The sequence below is a fragment of the uncultured Senegalimassilia sp. genome, assembly GCF_934632265.1.
In the GTDB taxonomy this organism is placed as follows: domain Bacteria; phylum Actinomycetota; class Coriobacteriia; order Coriobacteriales; family Eggerthellaceae; genus Senegalimassilia.
This window is the reverse complement of record NZ_CAKTYH010000206.1, coordinates 1-1,616: the sequence shown is the minus strand read 5'-3', so window position 1 is coordinate 1,616 and position 1,616 is coordinate 1. Positions and strand designations below refer to the sequence as shown.

Annotated in this window: 1 protein-coding gene and 1 pseudogene; both read left to right on the top strand. The window is 59.1% G+C overall.

Annotated elements, in window-relative coordinates; genetic code table 11:
• The coding region (locus Q0H50_RS09505; RefSeq protein ID WP_294421710.1) for a C-type lectin domain-containing protein at positions 1-988 on the top strand (988 nt) is incomplete at its 5' end.
• Between the two features lie 181 nt (positions 989-1,169).
• Positions 1,170-1,616 (top strand): annotated as a pseudogene (locus Q0H50_RS09500) (hypothetical protein); the annotation flags it as partial.

Genomic DNA, 1,616 nt, shown 5'->3' with positions numbered 1-1,616 from the left:
TGGTATTATCGAAAAGGCAGAAGACACCCCCATTCCCGCGCCGGAGGATAGCGAAGACGTTTCCCCCGTCGAGGAAAATGCGGAAGATGAAACGGAAGCAGCCGAAGCCGTCCCTGCCGCGGCAAGCGGCGAAGAGGATTTTGACCTGTATATCCCTCAGAGTGAGCCTGACGGCGATGAGGGTGAGCTTGAGCCGGTATATGTAACTGCGGACAAAAACGCCGCCCCTGCGGTGCAGTACACCAAGGGTGCGGAAAGGGAGCGTATCTCCGCCGAAAAGCTTAATCGCCGCAAGCGCCGCCCCGTGGCAATAATCCTTGTGCTTTGCGCCGTACTCGTCATCGTCTCTATTCTCTTCAACGCCCTGATAAAAGATCTTACCGAAAGTACCGAGGAGACGCAGAAAGCAGCCGAAAACATTGAACATGGCGACTATTCGGCACTTATAGACGACGATGAACCTGCCGCCTCCGCCGTCAACGTGACGCCCGCGCCCGTGGACACCTCGAACGACCTTGACATACCGCCCGATCCTTCGGAAGCGCCTTATATTCCCGGCGCCGACACAGCCGGAACGGCGCAGTCCTCCGAGCCGGTAGAGCATAGCTATAAGGTATTTGTTGAAGACGTCAGTTGGGAGCAGGCCAAGGAAAAGTGTGAAGCCCTCGGCGGCCACCTTGTCGTCATCAACGACGCGGACGAATTTGCCGTGGTTACTCAGCTTGCTTCCGATGCCGGCGTGACATATGTCTGGATCGGCGGACACCGCGAAAACGGAACCGTGATCTGGGAAGACGGTTCATCCGAAGTCTACGAAAAATGGGCTTACGGCGAACCCTCCTACACCGACAACGGTGTTCCTGAGGATTATATGCTTTTGTGGAATAACAGGGGCTGGTCACAGAACGACAGCCGCAACGACCCCTGCAAGGACTTTGCGCATATGTACAGCGGTAAAATAGCATATATCTGCGAATACGGCGGATAAAAACCATATGTGATCAACAGGGAGCGCGGCGCGCTCCCTGTTCAGCTTGTCAAAAAAGTCCTTACAAGACTTTTTTGACAGTCTGTGTTCTTTTGTGTTCCGGCGGCATAACGCCGGTAACGGCAGATGCATATAATGCTCCGAGGGCAACCTCGCAAATACCAAAATTCGGAGGTATTATATGCCTGATAACGATTACTACTCCACCAAGATATATTCCGACCGCTGCAACGGCAGCTGCGGCTGCTGCGGCTGCGGCAGCAACGTAGGTCCGGCTGGGCCAATGGGCTTGCAGGGGCCTCCGGGACCGCAGGGACCGCAAGGTCCGCAGGGGATACCGGGTCCTGCCGGTCCGGCGGGGCCGCAGGGTGCGACAGGCGCGACCGGCGCAACGGGTCCGCAGGGGCCGTCGGGCGCAACCGGTGCGACCGGTCCGCAGGGGCCGCAGGGTGAGACGGGCGCAACCGGAGCGACGGGACCGCAGGGGCCGCAGGGTGAGACGGGCGCAACCGGCGCGACCGGAGCGACGGGACCGGCGGGCGCAACCGCGACCAACCAGAACGCCATGCTGTACAGCACCGCCTCACAGGCGGTTGACAACGCCGCCGCGATACCGCTCGGAACCAAT